The sequence below is a fragment of the Gemmobacter lanyuensis genome (genome assembly GCF_014652355.1).
GTDB lineage: Bacteria > Pseudomonadota > Alphaproteobacteria > Rhodobacterales > Rhodobacteraceae > Gemmobacter > Gemmobacter lanyuensis.
This window is the reverse complement of record NZ_BMYQ01000005.1, coordinates 185,153-202,951: the sequence shown is the minus strand read 5'-3', so window position 1 is coordinate 202,951 and position 17,799 is coordinate 185,153. Positions and strand designations below refer to the sequence as shown.

Sequence of the window (17,799 nt, the reverse complement as noted above, 5' to 3'; positions counted from 1 at the left end):
TCCGTCAGCGAATTGGTGCGCTTCGCAGGAAAAGATAGAGCGGCAGGCCGCAGCCCGGTCCGGCAAGCACGGTCGCTGGAATCGCGAGAAGCGCCCCCCAATTGCGGCGCACCCGTGTCTCGGCCACGATCCAGAGCGTGAGGGCCAGCGCGGTGATCACCAGATCGAGGGTCAGCCCGCGGCTTGCGCCATTGGCCAGCCAGCCCTGCACCAGCCCGCCGAGGCCAAGTCCCGTATCGTGCAGATAGCCCAGCTGCACCGCGGTGGGGTGCACCGCCCCCCAAATCGCAAGCAAAAGATAGGCCACCCGCAGCGGCGGCATCAAAGCCCGATCCCCAGGCCTACGCCGCCGATCCGCGTGCCAAGATGCGCGCCATGGGGCGAGGCGCCGATCCGCACGCCGCCCATGGTCGTGGCGACCGAGGGCGTCACCGCCACCCCGGCGGGCGTCGCCCGCACCCCCAGATGGGGCTGCGCCGGCGCGCAGGCCGCAAGCAGCAGGGCGATCAGCAGCGCGCGGGTCACAGCTTGCCCACCACCCCGGCGCGCACCTCGCCCGTGATGCTGACGCCGGGGGTTGGCGTCGGCGCCTCGGGGGCGCCATCGGCGCCGCAGGCGGCCAGCAGGGCTAGGAGGGGCAGCAGGGGAAGGATGCGGGTCATGGAAGGTCCGTTCGTGAAGGGGGCGGCAGGTCATCCCGCCGCCCGGCAAAGCTGCCTTAGCCGAGATGCTGCTTCCAGCGGGCAATCTGGGCGCGCACCTGCACCGGCGAAGTTCCGCCATAAGACTGCCGCGAGTTTACGGAGTTCTCGACCCCCAGCACGTCAAACACATCGGCGCGGATATCCGCATAAACCGATTGCATATCCTCCAGCGTCAGCTCGGGCAGGTCGCAGCCGCGCTTTTCGGCCATGCCCACCAGCGTGCCGGTGACGTGATGCGCCTCGCGGAAGGGCAGGCCCAGTTCGCGCACCAGCCAATCCGCAAGATCGGTCGCCGTGGAAAAGCCCGAGGCCGCCGCCGCGCGCAGGTTCTCCGTCATCGCCTGCATGTCGCTCACCATGCCGGTCATCGCGGCAAGGCCCAGCATCAGCGTATCGGCCGCATCAAAGACCTGTTCCTTGTCCTCTTGCATGTCCTTGGAATAGGTCAGCGGCAGGCCCTTCATCACCGTGAACAGCGCCACGGTCGCCCCCATGATCCGGCCCAGCTTGGCGCGCAGCAATTCAGCCGCGTCGGGGTTTTTTTTCTGCGGCATGATCGAGGACCCGGTCGTCCATTTGTCCGACAGGCGGACGAAGCGGAATTGCGCGCTGGACCAGATCACCAGCTCTTCGGCAAAGCGCGACAGATGCATGGCACAGATGCTGGAGGCCGAAAGGAATTCGAGCGCGAAGTCGCGGTCCGACACGGAATCAAGGCTATTCGCCGTGGGCCGGTCAAAGCCGAGCGCCGCCGCCGTCGCATGCCGGTCGATCGGGAAGGAGGTCCCGGCCAGCGCGGCTGCCCCCAGCGGGCATTCGTTCATCCGGCGGCGCGCATCTTCAAAGCGCGACCGATCCCGCGCCAGCATTTCGACATAGGCCATCATGTGATGGCCCCAGGTCACAGGCTGGGCGGTCTGCAGATGGGTAAAGCCCGGCATGACCCAATCAGCGCCCTGTTCAGCTTGCGCGACGAAAGCGCGCATGAGGGCGGTGATGCCGTTGATGGCCGCATCGCATTGGTCCCGCACCCAGAGACGGAAATCGACTGCCACCTGATCATTCCGCGACCGTCCGGTGTGCAGGCGCTTGCCTGCTTCGCCGATGATCTCGGTCAGGCGGCTTTCCACGGCCATGTGGATGTCTTCCTGTTCGACGCGGAAAACGAAGTTTCCGGCCTCGATCTCTGACAAGACCGTGAGAAGCCCTTCCCGAATGGCCTCGGCATCTTTATCCGTCAGAATGCCCTGTGCTGCGAGCATCGCCGCATGGGCGCGCGAGCCGGCAATATCCTGCGCGTAGAGCCGCTGGTCGAACCCGATGGAGGCATTGATCGCCTGCATGATGGCATCCGGCCCACGCTCAAAACGCCCGCCCCACATGGCATTGGCGGAGGATTGGGTCTTGTCGTCTGCGCTCATCTTGGGCCTGCCTTTGGAGGGGAAATGCTGACTTTTCGTGCCGTCGTTCTTTATACGGCCTTGGCTCTCGGTGCAAACCCGGCCCTTGCGGATGTGACGGCCGCCGATGCGCTGCGGGCAGGCGATATGAAAAAGCTCAACTTCGCCGAGGCACAGCCCATCCCCGACATCGGGCTGGTGGGCATGGATGATGCCCCGCGCAGCCTGTCCGAGTTCAAGGGCAAATGGGTGCTGGTGAATTTCTGGGCCACCTGGTGCCCGCCCTGCCGCAAGGAAATGCCCTCTTTGGGTGCCTTGCAGAAAGATCTGGGTGGCGACAGCTTCGAGGTGGTAACGGTTGCAACCGGTCGCAATGCCGTGCCCGCGATCGAAGAGTTCTTCGCCGAGGCCGGGGTGACCCATCTGACTGCACTGCGCGATCCGAAATCGGCGTTGGCGCGGGAAATGGCGGTGGCGGGCTTGCCCGTCACGGTAATCCTGAACCCCGAGGGACAAGAGGTCGGTCGCCTGATCGGGGATGCCGACTGGGCCGGGGCCGAGGCCCGGGCCGTGCTGGAGGCGCTGATGCGCTAAGGCCTAGCGCGGCCCATCGCGGAAATCGCAGGTGGCGAGGTGGTCATTCACCATGCCCGTTGCCTGCATGAAGGCATAGCAGATCGTCGGGCCGCAAAAGCGGAACCCCTCGGCCTTCAGCGCCTTGGACATGGCGCGCGATTGCGCCGTTTCGGCGGGCACTTCGGCCGGGCTCAGGGGGGCGGTGGTGCGACCCCCTTCGGCGAATCGCCACAGGAACGGGGCAAAGCCTTCGCGGGCTTCGATCCGCAACCAGGCCCGCGCGCCCGCCAGTGTCGCCTCGATCTTGCCGCGATGGCGGATGATGCTTGGATCGGCACGCAGGCGCTCCACCTCGGTTTCGCCCCATGTGGCCAGGATGGCCGGGTCGAACCCGGCGAAGGCCGCGCGGAAATTCTCGCGCTTGCGCAGGATGGTGATCCAGCTCAGACCCGCCTGAAACCCTTCCAGTATCAGCATTTCGAACAGGGTGCGGCTGTCGTGCTGCGGCACGCCCCATTCGGTGTCGTGATAGGCCATGTAGAGCGGATCCGTTCCGCACCAGCTGCAGCGTTCGGTCATCGCGCGTTTTCCTGAAAATTGGAACTAAATGGGAACTTTCACTCTCCCTTAACGCTTGGGGCGACAATCTGTCGAGGTCGAAGCGCAGTTTGGGGGCAGACATGGGCCGATTGGAACGGACAGGTAAGGCAGGCGCGGCAAATCCCCTGGCCTTCGTGATTTCGGAACAGGATCGTCAGACCCTGCTCATGGTGGATGAGGCCTTGCGGACAGGTCGCGTGCGGCTGGCCTTTCAGCCGGTGGTCCTGGGGGCCGATCCGCAGCGCGTGGCCTTTTACGAAGGGCTTTTGCGGGTGCTGGATGTCGGCGGGCGGGTGATTCCGGCGCGGGATTTCATCGGTGCGGTCGAAATGCAGGAAACCGGCCGGTTGCTTGACTGTGCCGCGCTGGAGATCGGGCTTGCGACGCTGGCACGGCACCCCGACGTGCGAATTGCGGTGAACATGTCCGCGCGGTCGATCGGCTACCCGCGCTGGCAACGCACGTTGACACGGGGTGTGCAGCAGTCGCCCACGATCGCAGAGCGGTTGATCCTGGAAATCACCGAAAGCTCGGCCGTGTTGGTACCGGAAATCGTGGCCGCCTTCATGGACGATCTTCAGCGCACCGGCATCACCTTCGCGCTGGATGATTTCGGCGCGGGTTATACCGCCTTCCGCTATTTCAAGGATTTCTTCTTTGATATTTTGAAGATCGATGGCCAGTTCATCCGCAATATCCACCACGATCCCGACAATCAGGCCCTGACCCGCGCCTTGCTGAGTATCGCGCGGCAGTTCGAAATGTTCACCGTGGCCGAGGCGGTGGAAACGGCGGAAGAGGCGGCCTTCCTGCAGTCGATCGGGGTGGATTGTCTGCAGGGGTATCTCTTCGGTGCGCCCAGCCTGCGCCCTGCCTTCATGCCGGATCAGCCACGCAAACGGGCCTGATGCATGGCTGTCATGCGGAAAGTTAAGGACCTGGTTTACGCAATTTTCTTGCGCGACGCAGCGGAACCGCCTACCCATGCTGCAGAGCGGCGGAAGAGCGCTTCCCCCGCATCGGCCAAGGGAGAGGACCAGAGCCATGACGAATGTCGTTATCGTTTCCGCGGCACGTACTGCCGTGGGCAGTTTCAACGGGTCGTTCGCCAATACCCCCGCGCATGAACTCGGCGCCGCGGTGATCGAGGCGGTCGTGGCGCGTGCCGGCATCGACAAGGCAGAAGTTGCGGAAACCATCCTTGGTCAGGTGCTGACTGCCGGTCAGGGGCAGAACCCCGCCCGCCAGGCGCATATCCTCGCCGGTCTGGCGAAAGAGGCCTCGGCCTGGAGCCTCAACCAAGTTTGCGGTTCGGGCCTGCGCGCGGTCGCGCTGGGTGCGCAGCATGTGCAACTGGGCGATGCCTCGATCGTGGTCGCCGGTGGTCAGGAAAACATGTCGCTTTCGCCCCATGTCGCGCATCTGCGCGCCGGGCAGAAGATGGGCGACATGAAGTTCATCGATTCGATGATCAAGGATGGCCTCTGGGATGCCTTCAACGGTTACCACATGGGCCAGACTGCGGAAAACGTTGCGAACCAGTGGCAGATCAGCCGCGACGCGCAGGACGAATTCGCCGTCGCCAGCCAGAACAAGGCCGAAGCCGCCCAGAAGGCCGGCAAGTTTGTCGACGAAATCATCCCGTTCCTCATCAAGACCCGCAAGGGCGATGTGACCGTCGACGCCGATGAATACATCCGCGCCGGGGCGACGATTGATGCCATGGCCAAGCTGAAACCGGCCTTCACCAAGGACGGTTCGGTCACCGCGGGCAATGCCTCGGGCATCAATGACGGCGCCGCGGCCGTGCTGCTCATGTCGGCGGATGAAGCCGCCAAGCGCGGCCTGACCCCGCTGGCGCGCATCGCATCTTACGCAACGGCTGGTCTTGACCCCTCGATCATGGGCGTCGGTCCGATCCATGCGTCGCGCAAGGCATTGGAGAAGGCGGGTTGGAAAGTTGGCGATCTGGATCTGGTCGAAGCCAACGAGGCCTTTGCCGCTCAGGCTTGCGCCGTGAACAAGGACATGGGTTGGGATCCGTCGATCGTGAACGTCAACGGCGGGGCGATCGCCATCGGCCACCCGATCGGCGCTTCGGGCTGCCGCATCCTGAACACCCTGCTGTTCGAAATGCGGCGCCGCGATGCCAAGAAGGGTCTGGCGACCCTTTGCATCGGCGGGGGCATGGGCGTCGCCATGTGCCTTGAGCGCTGATTGGGCAAACATCCGATTTTTCCGGGGGGCGTGTCGTTTGACACGCCCCTTTTTCTTGCCTTTCCCGGGAAATCTGATCTTCTGACTTCGACAGGTGGACCGGGGCCGATATGTGCCGAAACAGGTTTGAATTTCAGAACCTTATGCAGCGAAGACTGGCTGCAGCCGGCCCCACTGCGCCCGTGCAACAAAATCGATACATCGCTGCAGGAGTGTTGCGCCAAGGGCGGCTTGCCGTCTTTGCATGCGCGGCATTTTTGCTGCAGATGAAATTTTCATCGCGCAATAAAGTTGCGTATTGCGTTTTCATCGGGTAATCACATTTCAAACACGCTTGCGAGGAGGAAAGAATGGCAAGAGTTGCTTTGGTCACCGGTGGGTCGCGTGGAATCGGCGCAGCCATTTCGATCGCGCTGAAAAACGCGGGCTACACCGTTGCCGCGAACTATGCCGGCAATGACGAAGCTGCCGCCGCCTTCACGAAGGAAACCGGCATCCCGACCTACAAATGGTCGGTCGCCGATTACGACGCCTGCAAGGACGGTATCGCCAAGGTCGAGGCGGATCTTGGCCCGGTCGACGTGCTGGTGAACAACGCCGGGATCACGCGCGACGCGATGTTCCACAAGATGACCCCGCAGCAGTGGAAAGAGGTTATCGACACCAACCTGACCGGCCTGTTCAACATGACCCACCCGCTGTGGTCGGGTATGCGCGACCGCAAGTTTGGCCGCGTGATCAACATCTCGTCGATCAACGGGCAAAAGGGGCAGGCTGGCCAGGCGAACTATTCGGCCGCGAAGTCGGGCGACCTCGGCTTTACCAAGGCGCTGGCACAGGAAGGCGCGCGCGCTGGGATCACCGTCAATGCGATCTGCCCGGGCTATATCGGCACCGAGATGGTGCGCGCCATTGATGAAAAAGTGCTGAACGAGCGCATCATCCCGCAGATCCCGGTTGGCCGTCTGGGCGAGCCCGAGGAAATCGCGCGCTGCGTGCTGTTCCTTGCGGCCGAGGATGCAGGCTTCATCACCGGCGCCACGATCAGCGCCAATGGCGGCCAGTTCTTCGTCTGATCCCGGCTGAAACTGTCGCGAAAGGCCCGCTTTGGCGGGCCTTTCTGCTTGCGGGCTGGGGTGTGTCTGTGCAGGTTGGCGGCCTCAGGGGAGAAAGCCATGCAACGTCGCCGCGCCACGCTGATCGGATTTACCGCCATTCTGCTTTGGGCCTTGCTGGCGCTGTTCACCATCGGCTCGGCCCCCGTGCCGCCGTTCCTGCTTAATGCGATCTGCTTCAGCATCGGCGGCGCGATCGGCGTGGTCTGGACGCTGGCGACCGGGCAGGGCGCGGTGCTGCGGCGGGTGCCACTGCGCGTTTATCTTTTCGGCACGGTCGGACTCTTCGGCTATCACTTCTTGTATTTCACCGCATTCCGCATTGCGCCTGCCGCTGAAACCGGTCTGATCGCCTATCTTTGGCCGTTGTTCATCGTGTTGCTTTCCGGACTGCTGCCGGGTGAGCGCTTGACGGCGGCCCATGTACTGGGGGCGCTGATCGCCTTTGCGGGGGCTGCACTGATCGTTCTTGGCCGAGAAGGGGGAGAGACGAATGCGCTCGGCCTCATCCTTGCCTTCGGTTGCGCGATTACATGGGCGGTTTATTCGGTGGCCTCGCGGTTCTTGGGGCAAGTGCCGACCGCATCTGTAACGGTCTATTGTCTGGCGACGGCTGCCCTTTCGCTGCTGGCGCATCTGGCACTGGAAGACACGGTCTGGCCGGCCACGACGCTTGGATGGGCATCGACGTTGGCCCTCGGCTTCGGTCCGGTCGGCCTTGCCTTCTTCACCTGGGACATCGGAATGAAAAAAGGCGACATCCAACTGCTTGGTGTCGCCTCCTATGCTGCGCCGCTCCTCTCCACGCTGGCGCTGGTGGTTGCCGGTATCGCGTCCCCTTCGCTCCTCCTGCTTGTCGCGGCGATCTTGATCACCGGGGGGGCAGCACTGGCGGCTTGGGCCAGTGCGAAACAGGGTCAGGCGTGAGACAGGCGTTCAATCTCTTCCTTGAGTTTCAGCTTTTGCTTCTTCAGCGTGGCGATGTCCTGATCGCTGCTGCCGGGCGCGCGTTGGGCCCTTTCGACCATATCCGAGAGATGCTCATGCTTTTTCTTCAGTTCGGCGATATGCGACGCGACAGTCATACAGGCCTCCTGTGTTCTTTCGGGTAAGATGATTGCAGCACGGATTTTGCCATCTGTCATCAAAATGTAACCGCCGCGTCGCAGCAATTCGGCATGAGTCAGCCAAACTGCGCGGAAAGGTCGCCCCCCCGGCGCAGAACTTGGTTTGCTGCGGGGGTATAACTCTCACGGTCGCCCGTATGTTCGGCACCTTCATGGATCACGAAGGGGGCGAGCAGCCGGAACGGCGCCTTTCCGCCCTTGCGCGCCCGCAGAATCACCCGCTTCGCCGGTCGTCCCGTCCGCGGAGCAAGTGGCAGCACAGAGGCCGATCCCAGCTTGCCGAGCGCGCCCAGCAGATCGGGCAGCGCGTCGGCACCGGTGATCATGGTCAGCCAGCCGCCGGGCCGCAGGCGCCGGGCTGCGACCTCAACCCAGAGGGCCAGCGGCGTCGCGTCGATCTGCATGGCCAGCGCCCGACCGGGCAGGGGGGAAGGCGTGCCCCCGCCGGGGTAATAGGGCGGATTGCTGATCACATGGTCGAAATCGCGCCGCAGCGCCGTGGGCATCTGACGCAGATCGCCTTCGACCACCTCAAGCGTCACACCATTGCGTGCAGCATTGCGCCGGGCAAGATCGGCATAGACGGCCTGAAGCTCCAGCCCTGCCAGAACGAGGTCTGGAACCCGCGCGGCAAGGCACAGCGCCGCCGCCCCGGCCCCGCAGCCCAGATCCAGCACGCGATCCCCGGCTTCTGCCGGACAGGCGGCGGCCAGCAGCACCGGGTCGGTTGCCGCCCGGTAGCCCTGCGCCGGTTGCCACAGCCGCAACCGCCCGCAAAGAAATTTGTCATCCGTCAGTTGATCTTCGGTAAACATCAGCGCCCCGGATCAATTCCGTTATCCCGCAGCACCGCCTGCGCAATAAACACATCGCGGTCCGCCACCATCAGGCGCTGCGGCAATATCCCCAGACTTCCGTCAAGGATGCTCATGTGGACGTCCAGATGAAACACCGCTATATCCTCGCCCTCAAGAAGGGCCGTGGCAAAGGCGATGACCGTCGGGTCGGTGCTGCGGAGAATTTCCTTCATGGGATCACAGATGTCGGCAATCGGCACGATTGTCGAGACGCAAGCGGGGGTGCGGCAACATGGGTCTGGATGAGGCAGCGCAGAAACCGCATGACCGTCTGAATGCCTGGCTGGCAGCGGATATGGCCGCGGTGGATGAAATGATCGCGGCGCGCATGGTGTCGCAACACGCCCCGCGCATTCCGCAGATCACCGCACATCTGGTGGGCGCGGGGGGCAAGCGGTTGCGGCCGCTGCTGACGATCGCCGCGGCGCGGCTGTGCGGCTATGAAGGGCCCTATCACATCCATCTGGCGGCGACGGTTGAATTCATCCACACCGCAACGCTGCTGCATGATGATGTCATTGATGAAAGCACGCAGCGTCGGGGCCGCCCGACGGCCAACCTGCTTTGGGACAACAAGTCCTCTGTTCTGGTGGGGGATTACCTGTTTGCCCGCAGTTTCCAGCTGATGACGGAAACCGGGTCGATGCGGGTCATGCAGATCCTGTCCAACGCCTCGGCCACGATTTCCGAAGGCGAGGTGCTGCAACTGACGGCGGCGCAGGATCTGGCGACGACCGAGGCGATCTATCTGCAGGTCGTGCGCGGCAAGACCGCGGCGCTGTTCTCTGCCGCGACCGAGGTAGGCGGCGTGATTGCCGGGGCTAATGACGCGCAGGTGCAGGCGCTTTTCACCTATGGCGATGCGCTGGGGATTGCCTTCCAGATTGCCGATGACCTGCTGGATTACGGCGGGTCGGCCGCGCAGATCGGCAAGAACGTCGGGGATGACTTCCGCGAACGGAAGCTGACGCTGCCGGTTATCAAGGCGATTGCCGCCGCCGATGCCGAGGAACGCGCCTTCTGGGACCGCACCATCGCCAAGGGCCAGCAGGCCGAGGGCGATCTGGAACAGGCGCTGGCGATCATGGCCCGCCACGGCGCGATGGAGGCTGCGCGCGCCGATGCCTTGGCTTGGTCGGCCAAGGCCAAGGCTGCGATCGCCGAGCTGCCCGAACATCCGATCCGCGGCATGCTGTCGGATCTGGCCGATTACGTCGTGGCGCGGATCAGCTGAGCCATATCGGCGCGGCCGGGGTAGATCAGCCCCGCCGCGACCCACCAATCCGGCTGTGCCGCGCGCAGATGATCCGCCGCCTCTTGGGCGGCGTTTTCTTTGGCAAACAAGGCAAAGCAGGTAGCACCCGAACCTGACATGCGCGCCATCAGCGCCCCCGGCAGCTGTTCCAGTTCCGTCAGAACGCGACCGATCTGCGGGGCCACGGCGAGGGCTGGGCCTTGCAGATCGTTCCGCGTGCCGACCAGCCAGGCGGCCATATCCGCCGCATCGACCCAGGCAGGAACCTGATCGGGAAGGGGCGGGTTTTCCTTTTGCGCCAGCGCCTTGAAGACGGCGGGCGTCGGCACCTCGATCCGCGGGTTCGCGAGCACGACATGCACCTCGGGCAGGGGGGGCAGCCAATCCAGCTGCTCGCCAATCCCGCGCATCCGGGTGGGGTGCGAGGCAAGGCAGACCGGTACATCCGCGCCAAGCGCCACGATCTTCTGTCCATCCTCGGGTGACAGTGGCTTCAGCGATCCGGCCATGGCGCGCAGCCGCGTCACCGCACGTATGGCCGCCGCCGCATCGGCCGACCCGCCGCCAATGCCGCTGGTGGGCGGCAGGCTTTTCACCAGCGAAAAGGCTACCCCCATATCCCCGGCCACCAGACGAGCCGCGCGCAGGACGAGATTATCCTCGCCGGTCGGCACCCCATCGGCAAAGGGGCCGCTGACCGAAAGCGACATCTCGGCCGCGGGCGTCGCGCGCAGGTGATCGCCGATCCCGGCGAATACGACCAGACTGTCGAGCAGATGATAGCCATCCGCGCGTTGTCCGGTCACATGAAGGGCGAGGTTAATCTTGGCGTAACCGAATTCAGTTATCGTTTGCGGCAGCATCAATCTTTTCCAAAGGGGCGGCGCCTTCGTCGGCCAGCACCTTGTCCAGCCCGACCTCCAGCTTTTTGCGGATGCGGGCCGCGTCTTTTTCCTCGGGGCCGTAGGACAGGGCGCGGCGCCACTGGAATTCAGCCTCAAGCTTGCGGCCAACGGCCCAGTAGACATCGCCCAGATGGTCGGTGACGACAGGGTCCACTGGTTCCATCAGCGAGGCGCGTTCCATCGGTTCCAGCGCATCCTGATAGCGGCCCATGCGGAAATAGGCCCAGGCGAGGCTGTCCACGATGGCGCCATTGTCAGGCTGCACCGCAACGGCCTTTTCGATCAGGCTCAGCGCCTCGTCGAGGTTTCGGTTCCATTCGAGGAAACTGTAGCCGAGGTAGTTCAGCACCTGCGGCTGGTCGGGGCTCAGCTCCAGCGATTTCCGCATGTCGGCTTCGGCCTCATCCCAGCGTTTCTGGCGTTCGTGGCAGATGCCGCGGCTGAAAAACACCATCCAGTCATTGCGTTCGGGTTTGTCGATCAGGTTGATCGCGTCGGAATAGGCTGCGGCAGCCTGATTATAAAGCTCTTCCCGGCGCAGCATGTCGCCATAGGTCACATGGACGTTGCGCAGCTGCGGGTACGATCGCGACAGTGTCTGCATCACTTCAAGCGCGGCATCTGTCTTGCCCGCGGCATAAAGCGCCTCGGCCCTCCCGATCTCAGCCAGGTAGTGTTCCGGCGCTTCGGTCGACACCTGGGCATAGACCTCTTGTGCGAGATCGGTCTGCCCGGTGGAATTGAGCAGGGTCGCGGTGGTCAGCAGCGCTTCGGTATGGTCGGGGCGCAGATAGGCGGCGGCCCTGCTGTAAAGCAGGGTATAGCTGCTGTCGGCCTCGCCGCGCAGCGCGGTGGCAAGGCTGTAATAAACCTCGGCCATGCCCTGTTCCGGGGTCTGGACGATGGTCCAAGGCAGGGTTTCGCCGTTTTCCAGCCGGGCGCGCAGGCCTTCGACGGTCGGGTCCTGATCGCGGACGAACACAGTATCCAGAAGCGCGAGCGCATCCTTGTTGCGCTCCAGCTGGCTCAGAATCTCGACATGTGCAAAGACGGCCCGGCGCAAGAGGCGGGTGCCTTGGGCATCCTCCCCGGCCAGCGCCTTGTCTGCCCCTTCGAAATCGCCCACAGCGGCCAAGGCCAGTGCCTTGTGATAATGGCCGAAAATCTCCATCCCGGGTTTGGCGGCGATCTCATCCAGTGCGGTGACGGCTTCGGTCATGCGGCCGTCTGCCGCGTCCGACCAGGCCCGCATCAACCCGTCAAACAGCGCCCCGATGCTGTGGCCATCGCCCAGATTTTTCTGGATGGCTGCCGCATCCTTGCGCTTGGCGGCCTCGGTCACGAGGGCAAAGGTCGCCATTTGGCTTTTGCCGCCGAGCTTGCGGATTTCGAGGGCATGGCGTGCAGCGGTTTCAAAATCCCCGAGGCTCATCGCGGAAATCACCGCGCCATCGAGCAACGCGGCATTCGCGGGATCAGCCTTCAGCGCGCGGTCGAACCAATAGGCTGCTTCGCGGTGGCGCCCGTCGGTCAGGGCGATTCGCGCCGCCAGATAGGCGCCCGCGTCCTCCTGAACCACGGGGGCAGGGGCTTCGGTTTCGGCCTGTCCCACCCCGGCCGCAGTCAGGGCAAGGGCCAGGGCAATCGCAGTCTGGGTCAGGCGCATTCGGTCCTCCGCGTCATCGGCCCAACCTAAAGCGCGCCCCGCCCCAAAGCAATGCGGGGCGCCCCATCGGACGCCCCGCAACAGCGCAAAGTCGCGCAGAATTTACATGTTCGGGTAGTTCGGGCCGTCGCCGCCCTGCGGGGTCTTCCAGGTGATGTTCTGGCTTGGGTCCTTGATGTCGCAGGTCTTGCAATGGACGCAGTTCTGGAAGTTGATCCGGAAGCTGGCATCCTTGCCTTCACCCAGCACCTCATAGACGCCGGCGGGGCAGTACCGTTGCGCCGGTTCGTCATATTCGGGCAGGTTCACGCGGATCGGGACGCCGGCATCTTTCAGCGTCAGGTGCGCGGGCTGGTTTTCATCATGGTTGGTGAAGCTGAACGCCACGTTGGTCAGGCGGTCGAAGGACAGCTTCCCGTCGGGCTTGGGATAGTCGATCTTCGGGAAATCCTTGGCCTTGCCGGTTGCCGCGGCATCGGATTTGCCGTGGCGCAGCGTGCCGAAGGCGGTCAGCCCGATGGTGTTCAGCCACATGTCCAGACCGCCGCCCATCAGCGAGGCGACAAGGCCGAATTTCGACCACAGCGGTTTGACGTTGCGGACCTTCTTCAGGTCCTTGCCAATCGCGCCGCCGCGCACCTCGGTCTCATAATCCGACAGTTCATCACCGGAACGCCCGGCCTGCAGCGCAGCATAGGCCGCTTCCGCCGCGGCCTTGCCCGAGAGCATGGCGTTATGGTTGCCCTTGATGCGCGGCACGTTGACCATGCCGACCGAACAGCCCAGCAGCGCCACGCCCGGTGCCACCATCTTGGGCATCGACTGATACCCGCCCTCGGAAATCGCGCGGGCGCCGTAGGCCACGCGCTTGCCGCCCTTCAGAAGCTCGGCCACCATCGGGTGGTGCTTGAAGCGCTGGAATTCCATGTAGGGATAGAGATGGGGGTTTTCGTAGTTCAGGTGAACCACGAAGCCGACATAGACCTGATTGTTTTCAAGGTGATAGATGAAGGACCCGCCACCGGCATTGCTGCCCAGCGGCCAGCCCATCGTATGGGTGACAGTGCCTTCGCGGTGCTTGGCGGGGTCGATCTCCCAGATCTCTTTCATGCCGATGCCGAACTTCTGCGGGCAATGGCCCTTCGACAGCTCGTATTTGGCGATCACCTCTTTCGCGAGGCTGCCGCGCACGCCTTCCGACAGGAAGACATATTTGCCGCGCAGCTCCATTCCCGGCTCATAGGAGGGGCCGGGCTCGCCGGTTTCCGGATCGCGGCCGAATTCGCCCGCCACGACACCGGCCACGCGGTTGCCTTCATAGACAAGCTGGCTGGCCGACATGCCCGGGAAAATCTCGACGCCGAGTTCTTCGGCCTGCTGCGCCATCCAGCGGCAGACATTGGCCATCGACACGATGTAATTGCCGTGGTTGTTCATCAGCGGCGGCATCGGGAAGTTCGGGATGCGGATCTGACCGGCCGGGCCGAGGAGGAAGAAGTTGTCTTCCTTGACCTCGGTCTTGATCGGGGCGCCCTTTTCGCGCCAGTCGGGGATCAGCGCATCTAGACCCGAGGGGTCCAGCACCGCGCCCGACAGGATATGGGCGCCAACTTCCGAACCCTTTTCCAGCACGACAACCGAAAGGTCCGCGTCCAGTTGTTTCAGACGGATCGCCGCGGAAAGACCCGCAGGACCGGCGCCCACAATGACGACATCATAATCCATGCTCTCGCGTTCGATCACGGACATCGCGCTATCCTTTCCTTTGGCTGCGGCACTGCCGCCTGCTTGATCCGGCGTTCTGTGCCGCATGGGAAGCGCATCGTCAATCATAACGCAACATCAAACCGTAACCGATAAGGGTTTGCGTAATATTCTTTCGGACATCGTGACGCATACGCGCAATCTCATGCCGTTTCTGATTGCCTCCCCTCTTGCATTTGGACCCCCCTTCGGGTCAGGTGCAACGCAGCGTAACAGAGTCATGGTCCTTCGGGGCCGTGGCTCTGCTTTTTTGATGAGAGGCCGATGGAAAAGATTCCCATGACCCGCGCTGGTTTTGCCACGCTGGATGAAGAGCTGAAGATGCTGAAAAGCGTGGAGCGCCCGGCCGTCATCCGCGCCATCGCCGAAGCCCGCGAGCTGGGCGACCTGTCGGAGAATGCGGAATACCACTCCGCGCGCGAGAAGCAGAGCTTCATCGAAGGCCGAATCAAAGAGCTTGAGGGCATCCTGTCGCTGGCCGATGTCATCGACACCAGCCGCCTGTCGGGCGCGATCAAGTTCGGGGCCACCGTGACCATCGTCGATGAGGACACGGAAGAGGAAAAGACCTACCAGATCGTGGGCGAGGTCGAGGCCGATATCGAGAACGGACTTCTGAACATTCGTTCGCCGCTGGCGCGCGCGCTGATCGGCAAGGATGAAGGCGACAGCGTCGAGGTCAGCACCCCCGGTGGCCAGCGCAGCTACGAAGTGCTCAGCATCCGCTACGTCTGAAGACCCAACAGGGGAGGCAACCGATGCCCGATCCGCAGGACAGGCTCGTCACCCCGCAGGCCGCCGCCGAAGCGGCCTCGAAGCGGTTCACCCGCAGCGAGGCCGTTGCTGCGGCGCTGAGCCTTGCATGGCTGGTGGCTGTCGCCGCCTATATCACGTTCTCGCCCGGTGAGGGCGGGGCGCTGGGTCTTGTGATGACGCTGCTGATGGTCTTTCTGCCCATCGCGCTGATCTGGATCGCGGTCACGACCCTGCGGTCGGTGCAGGATCTGCGGGCCGAGGCCACGCGCCTGCAATCGGCGGTCGAGGCGATGCGCAGCGCCTATGTGCAGACGCAGGTGCAGCCCTCGGTCGAGAAGAAACTGGAAGAAATCGAGCGCGCGACCAAATCGACCGAGACGGTGCTGGCGACTTTTTCCTCACGGCGCGATGTGTCGCTGACCCAGCCCTCGGCCGATCGCAAGGCCGCGCTGGCAAGCCCCCGGCGTGGTGCTGATGCGGGCGACCAGCCCGCGCTGGCGCTGGGAACCCCGGCCGAGGATCTGCGCCCGCCGCTGTCGGTTGCCGATTTCATCCGCGCGCTGCAATTCCCCGAAAGCCCCGAAGACAAGGATGGTTTCCGCGCCCTGCGTCTGGCGCTGGAGGATCGCACCGTGGCCAAGCTGATCCGATCGGCCCAGGATGTGCTGACGTTGCTGTCGCAAGAGGGGATCTTCATGGATGACCTCAAGCCCGACCGCGCCCGCCCCGAACTGTGGCGCAGCTTTGCCCAGGGCGAGCGCGGGCGTGCGATCTCCGGTCTGGGCGGGATTCGCGACCGGTCGTCGCTGGCGCTGACGGCAGGGCGGATGCGCGAAGACCCGGTGTTCCGCGATGCGGCCCATCACTTCCTGCGGACCTTCGACAAGACCTTTTCGGACTTTGAAAAGAACGCCTCTGATGCCGAGCTGATCGAGTTGGCCGATACGCGCACCGCGCGGGCCTTCATGCTGTTCGGGCGTGTGGCCGGGGTCTTCGACTGACCCCGCACCTTGCCGCTACCGGACGCGGGGCATTGCGTGACGCCGACGGGGCGGCTAAGCCGATCCCCGGGCCCAAACCGGGGAGAGCCATGTTCCACCGCATCATCCGCCTTGCGATTCTGCCGCTGCTGGCCGCCTGTGCCACCAACGACGACCTGAAGGCCCCGCCCGTCGATCTGGGTGATTTCGTACTGGGCCACAATGTCGCGGTGGCCGACAAGGTGCAGAAGGTTCCGATCTCGCGCGAGGCGACGCCGGCGGAATGGGAAGCGGCGATGGAAAAGGCCATCGCCGACCGTTTTGGCCGCTATGAAGGGAACCGGATTTATAACATCGGCATCTCGGTCGATGCCTATGCGCTGGCCCCCCCCGGCATCCCCGTGGTCGCGGCGCCGAAGTCGGTTCTGGTGATCACCGCCAATGTCTGGGACGATGCCAAGGGCGAGAAACTGAACGCCGAGGGCAAGCAGTTCACCATTTTCGAAAATCTGGATGGTGAGAATGTCATCGGCACCGGTCTGACCAAAACCCGGGAACAGCAGATGGAATCGCTGGCGATCAACGGGGCACGCGCGGTCGAGAAGTGGTTTCTCGAGAATCCAGAATGGTTTGGCCTTCCTTCCGCCAGGTCCGCCTCCGGGAAGGAACCCGCCAAGACCGATCCGGCCGCCCCCGCGGTGGGCGCCCCGGCCAAAGACGCCAAGTGAGGCTTGATTTTCCCCGTTTTCATGGCTAAGTCGCGCCCGGTGTAGATCACGGGCCTTGTCCTCAGGGCCCCCCAGACCACGAGGGCCGCAATGGCAAAGGCAAAGTTTGAACGGACGAAACCGCACGTCAACATCGGCACGATCGGCCACGTTGACCACGGCAAGACGACGCTGACGGCAGCGATCACCAAGTATTTTGGTGAATTCCGCGCCTATGACCAGATCGACGGCGCCCCGGAAGAGCGCGCTCGTGGCATCACGATCTCGACCGCCCACGTGGAATACGAGTCGGAGTCGCGTCACTACGCGCACGTCGACTGCCCCGGCCACGCTGACTATGTGAAGAACATGATCACCGGTGCGGCGCAGATGGACGGCGCGATCCTGGTGTGCTCGGCCGCTGACGGCCCGATGCCGCAGACGCGCGAGCACATCCTGCTCGGCCGCCAGGTGGGTATCCCCTACATGGTCGTGTTCATGAACAAAGTGGACCAGGTCGATGACCCGGAACTGCTCGAGCTCGTGGAAATGGAAATCCGCGAACTGCTGTCGTCCTATGACTACCCCGGCGACGATATCCCGATCATCAAGGGCTCGGCTCTGCACGCGATGAACGGCACCGAGAAGGCCATCGGCGAAGACGCGATCCGCGCTCTCATCGCTGCGGTTGACGAATACATCCCGACCCCGGCGCGCGCTGTTGACCAGCCGTTCCTGATGCCGGTCGAAGACGTGTTCTCGATCTCGGGTCGTGGCACCGTGGCCACCGGCCGTATCGAGCGTGGCGTTGTGAAGGTTGGCGAAGAACTTGAAATCGTGGGGATCCGCGCTTCCAAGAAGACCGTCTGCACCGGCGTCGAGATGTTCCGCAAGCTGCTGGACCAGGGCGAAGCTGGCGACAACGTCGGCCTGCTGCTGCGCGGTGTGGACCGTGAGGGCATCGAGCGCGGCCAGGTGCTGTGCAAGCCCGGCTCGGTGAAGCCGCACACCAAGTTCGAAGCCGAAGCCTACATCCTGACCAAGGAAGAAGGCGGCCGTCACACTCCGTTCTTCGCGAACTACCGTCCGCAGTTCTACTTCCGGACGACCGACGTGACCGGGACCGTGCAGCTGCCGGAAGGCACCGAGATGGTGATGCCGGGCGACAAC

The 17,799-nt window shown here is 63.7% G+C and carries 21 protein-coding genes; 10 read left to right on the top strand and 11 right to left on the bottom strand.

Annotated elements, in window-relative coordinates; translation table 11 throughout:
• Positions 1–4 precede the first annotated feature (4 nt).
• Genes IE101_RS10680 through argH form a run of 4 tightly spaced genes read right to left on the bottom strand, consistent with a single transcriptional unit; the run spans position 5 to position 2,125 of the window.
• Positions 5–322 (bottom strand): DUF2834 domain-containing protein, encoded by a 318-nt coding sequence (locus IE101_RS10680; RefSeq protein ID WP_189633814.1) that lies wholly within the window; start codon positions 320–322, stop codon positions 5–7.
• Positions 322–525, bottom strand: a complete 204-nt coding sequence (locus tag IE101_RS10675; protein WP_189633813.1) for a hypothetical protein — start codon at positions 523–525, stop codon at positions 322–324. Before IE101_RS10675 ends, IE101_RS10680 begins: the two co-directional genes overlap by 1 nt.
• Positions 522–662, bottom strand: coding sequence for a hypothetical protein (locus tag IE101_RS10670; RefSeq protein ID WP_189633812.1), 141 nt, complete (start codon positions 660–662; stop codon positions 522–524). The genes IE101_RS10675 and IE101_RS10670 overlap by 4 nt, the downstream gene beginning before the upstream one ends.
• A gap of 56 nt (positions 663–718) precedes the next feature.
• Complete coding sequence (argH, locus tag IE101_RS10665; RefSeq protein WP_189633811.1) at positions 719–2,125, bottom strand: argininosuccinate lyase; 1,407 nt, start codon at positions 2,123–2,125, stop codon at positions 719–721.
• A 24-nt stretch (positions 2,126–2,149) separates the two neighbouring features.
• Here argH and IE101_RS10660 point away from each other — a divergent pair, with 24 nt between their 5' ends.
• Complete coding sequence (locus IE101_RS10660) at positions 2,150–2,698, top strand: TlpA family protein disulfide reductase (RefSeq protein WP_189633810.1); 549 nt, start codon at positions 2,150–2,152, stop codon at positions 2,696–2,698.
• A gap of 3 nt (positions 2,699–2,701) precedes the next feature.
• Here IE101_RS10660 and IE101_RS10655 read toward each other — a convergent pair whose 3' ends face one another.
• Positions 2,702–3,259 (bottom strand): DNA-3-methyladenine glycosylase I, encoded by a 558-nt coding sequence (locus IE101_RS10655; RefSeq protein ID WP_189633809.1) that lies wholly within the window; start codon positions 3,257–3,259, stop codon positions 2,702–2,704.
• A gap of 101 nt (positions 3,260–3,360) precedes the next feature.
• On the opposite strand from IE101_RS10655, the gene IE101_RS10650 reads away from it, so the two are divergent.
• The 4 genes from IE101_RS10650 to yddG all read left to right on the top strand — a co-directional run bounded on the left by IE101_RS10650 (position 3,361) and on the right by yddG (position 7,539).
• The gene (locus IE101_RS10650; protein ID WP_189633808.1) at positions 3,361–4,188 is read left to right on the top strand and encodes an EAL domain-containing protein; all 828 of its coding nucleotides are present in this window, start codon (positions 3,361–3,363) and stop codon (positions 4,186–4,188) included.
• Positions 4,189–4,324: 136 nt separating this feature from the next.
• A complete protein-coding gene (locus IE101_RS10645; RefSeq protein WP_189633807.1) occupies positions 4,325–5,497 on the top strand; it encodes an acetyl-CoA C-acetyltransferase in 1,173 nt (390 codons plus the stop codon).
• 350 nt (positions 5,498–5,847) lie between these two features.
• On the top strand, positions 5,848–6,573 hold the full coding sequence (locus IE101_RS10640; protein ID WP_189633806.1) for a beta-ketoacyl-ACP reductase: 726 nt from the start codon (positions 5,848–5,850) through the stop codon (positions 6,571–6,573).
• Between the two features lie 99 nt (positions 6,574–6,672).
• Positions 6,673–7,539 carry an aromatic amino acid exporter YddG gene (gene yddG, locus IE101_RS10635; protein ID WP_189633805.1) on the top strand — a complete coding sequence of 289 codons (867 nt, stop codon included), beginning with the start codon at positions 6,673–6,675 and terminating at the stop codon, positions 7,537–7,539.
• On the opposite strand, the gene IE101_RS10630 is transcribed toward yddG, so the two are convergent.
• The 3 genes from IE101_RS10630 to IE101_RS10620 form a co-directional block, all read right to left on the bottom strand.
• Positions 7,530–7,697, bottom strand: coding sequence for a YdcH family protein (locus IE101_RS10630; RefSeq protein ID WP_189633804.1), 168 nt, complete (start codon positions 7,695–7,697; stop codon positions 7,530–7,532). The two genes, yddG and IE101_RS10630, sit on opposite strands and share 10 nt — an antisense overlap.
• A 98-nt stretch (positions 7,698–7,795) precedes the next feature.
• Positions 7,796–8,554 (bottom strand): tRNA1(Val) (adenine(37)-N6)-methyltransferase, encoded by a 759-nt coding sequence (locus IE101_RS10625; RefSeq protein WP_189633803.1) that lies wholly within the window; start codon positions 8,552–8,554, stop codon positions 7,796–7,798.
• Positions 8,554–8,769 (bottom strand): putative signal transducing protein, encoded by a 216-nt coding sequence (locus tag IE101_RS10620; RefSeq protein ID WP_189633802.1) that lies wholly within the window; start codon positions 8,767–8,769, stop codon positions 8,554–8,556. Before IE101_RS10620 ends, IE101_RS10625 begins: the two co-directional genes overlap by 1 nt.
• 59 nt (positions 8,770–8,828) lie before the next feature.
• On the opposite strand from IE101_RS10620, the gene IE101_RS10615 reads away from it, so the two are divergent.
• Positions 8,829–9,830, top strand: a complete 1,002-nt coding sequence (locus IE101_RS10615) for a polyprenyl synthetase family protein (RefSeq protein ID WP_189633801.1) — start codon at positions 8,829–8,831, stop codon at positions 9,828–9,830.
• On the opposite strand, the gene IE101_RS10610 is transcribed toward IE101_RS10615, so the two are convergent.
• From IE101_RS10610 to IE101_RS10600, 3 genes are all read right to left on the bottom strand, one after another.
• Positions 9,806–10,699, bottom strand: coding sequence for a 4-(cytidine 5'-diphospho)-2-C-methyl-D-erythritol kinase (locus tag IE101_RS10610; protein WP_189633846.1), 894 nt, complete (start codon positions 10,697–10,699; stop codon positions 9,806–9,808). The two genes, IE101_RS10615 and IE101_RS10610, sit on opposite strands and share 25 nt — an antisense overlap.
• Positions 10,692–12,422 carry a tetratricopeptide repeat protein gene (locus IE101_RS10605; protein ID WP_189633800.1) on the bottom strand — a complete coding sequence of 577 codons (1,731 nt, stop codon included), beginning with the start codon at positions 12,420–12,422 and terminating at the stop codon, positions 10,692–10,694. The genes IE101_RS10610 and IE101_RS10605 overlap by 8 nt, the downstream gene beginning before the upstream one ends.
• 102 nt (positions 12,423–12,524) lie before the next feature.
• Positions 12,525–14,171, bottom strand: coding sequence for an electron transfer flavoprotein-ubiquinone oxidoreductase (locus IE101_RS10600; RefSeq protein ID WP_189633799.1), 1,647 nt, complete (start codon positions 14,169–14,171; stop codon positions 12,525–12,527).
• A gap of 279 nt (positions 14,172–14,450) precedes the next feature.
• On the opposite strand from IE101_RS10600, the gene greA reads away from it, so the two are divergent.
• The 4 genes from greA to tuf form a co-directional block, all read left to right on the top strand.
• Positions 14,451–14,921 carry a transcription elongation factor GreA gene (gene greA, locus IE101_RS10595; protein ID WP_189633798.1) on the top strand — a complete coding sequence of 157 codons (471 nt, stop codon included), beginning with the start codon at positions 14,451–14,453 and terminating at the stop codon, positions 14,919–14,921.
• Between the two features lie 23 nt (positions 14,922–14,944).
• Entirely contained in the window at positions 14,945–15,943 is a 999-nt protein-coding gene (locus IE101_RS10590; protein ID WP_189633797.1) for a hypothetical protein, read from the top strand.
• Between the two features lie 89 nt (positions 15,944–16,032).
• Positions 16,033–16,650, top strand: a complete 618-nt coding sequence (locus IE101_RS10585; protein WP_229804105.1) for a hypothetical protein — start codon at positions 16,033–16,035, stop codon at positions 16,648–16,650.
• Between the two features lie 90 nt (positions 16,651–16,740).
• On the top strand, positions 16,741–17,799 hold a 1,059-nt coding region (tuf, locus tag IE101_RS10580; protein ID WP_189633796.1), incomplete at its 3' end, for an elongation factor Tu.

Bases quoted from the DNA above. Each gene is read 5' to 3' on its own strand.
- IE101_RS10680 (WP_189633814.1), bottom strand. From the start codon at position 322: ATGCCGCCGCTGCGGGTGGCCTATCTTTTGCTTGCGATTTGGGGGGCG.
- IE101_RS10670 (WP_189633812.1), bottom strand. From the start codon at position 662: ATGACCCGCATCCTTCCCCTGCTGCCCCTCCTAGCCCTGCTGGCCGCC.
- argH (WP_189633811.1), bottom strand. From the start codon at position 2,125: ATGAGCGCAGACGACAAGACCCAATCCTCCGCCAATGCCATGTGGGGC.
- IE101_RS10660 (WP_189633810.1), top strand. From the start codon at position 2,150: ATGCTGACTTTTCGTGCCGTCGTTCTTTATACGGCCTTGGCTCTCGGT.
- IE101_RS10655 (WP_189633809.1), bottom strand. From the start codon at position 3,259: ATGACCGAACGCTGCAGCTGGTGCGGAACGGATCCGCTCTACATGGCC.
- IE101_RS10650 (WP_189633808.1), top strand. From the start codon at position 3,361: ATGGGCCGATTGGAACGGACAGGTAAGGCAGGCGCGGCAAATCCCCTG.
- IE101_RS10645 (WP_189633807.1), top strand. From the start codon at position 4,325: ATGACGAATGTCGTTATCGTTTCCGCGGCACGTACTGCCGTGGGCAGT.
- IE101_RS10640 (WP_189633806.1), top strand. From the start codon at position 5,848: ATGGCAAGAGTTGCTTTGGTCACCGGTGGGTCGCGTGGAATCGGCGCA.
- yddG (WP_189633805.1), top strand. From the start codon at position 6,673: ATGCAACGTCGCCGCGCCACGCTGATCGGATTTACCGCCATTCTGCTT.
- IE101_RS10630 (WP_189633804.1), bottom strand. From the start codon at position 7,697: ATGACTGTCGCGTCGCATATCGCCGAACTGAAGAAAAAGCATGAGCAT.
- IE101_RS10625 (WP_189633803.1), bottom strand. From the start codon at position 8,554: ATGTTTACCGAAGATCAACTGACGGATGACAAATTTCTTTGCGGGCGG.
- IE101_RS10620 (WP_189633802.1), bottom strand. From the start codon at position 8,769: ATGAAGGAAATTCTCCGCAGCACCGACCCGACGGTCATCGCCTTTGCC.
- IE101_RS10615 (WP_189633801.1), top strand. From the start codon at position 8,829: ATGGGTCTGGATGAGGCAGCGCAGAAACCGCATGACCGTCTGAATGCC.
- IE101_RS10605 (WP_189633800.1), bottom strand. From the start codon at position 12,422: ATGCGCCTGACCCAGACTGCGATTGCCCTGGCCCTTGCCCTGACTGCG.
- IE101_RS10600 (WP_189633799.1), bottom strand. From the start codon at position 14,171: ATGTCCGTGATCGAACGCGAGAGCATGGATTATGATGTCGTCATTGTG.
- greA (WP_189633798.1), top strand. From the start codon at position 14,451: ATGGAAAAGATTCCCATGACCCGCGCTGGTTTTGCCACGCTGGATGAA.
- IE101_RS10590 (WP_189633797.1), top strand. From the start codon at position 14,945: ATGCCCGATCCGCAGGACAGGCTCGTCACCCCGCAGGCCGCCGCCGAA.
- IE101_RS10585 (WP_229804105.1), top strand. From the start codon at position 16,033: ATGTTCCACCGCATCATCCGCCTTGCGATTCTGCCGCTGCTGGCCGCC.